Here is a 256-nt window from a genome sequence, read left to right on the forward strand (position 1 = left end):
AAATCCGAACGGTCGTTCTCGATGGTCATGACGACAAGCCCCTGGTCGATGCCGACGGTGCGGTCGTCCACCCAGCCTTCCGGCCGCTTGGTCTTGACCGTCGGGTTGAAGCCGCCGGGAAAGCCGCCTTCCAAGAGCAGGTTCGGATAGGTCGTCAGAAGCGCCTTGGTGCCGTCGAGAGCCGCCTGCCGATCGTAAGGCAGGCACGCAAGGGCTGCCCAGGGTGCGATCGTGCCGTCATCGGGGCCGAGCGGGG

The 256-nt window shown here is 66.0% G+C and carries 1 protein-coding gene; it reads right to left on the reverse strand.

Going from position 1 to position 256, the window contains the following annotated elements; all coding sequences use genetic code 11:
• Nucleotides 1–256 (reverse strand): glucoamylase family protein (locus tag EOD29_RS33140; protein WP_281059259.1); only part of this gene is annotated, 256 nt, incomplete at both ends.

The organism is Mesorhizobium sp. M1A.T.Ca.IN.004.03.1.1 (assembly GCF_003997555.1).
GTDB lineage: Bacteria > Pseudomonadota > Alphaproteobacteria > Rhizobiales > Rhizobiaceae > Mesorhizobium.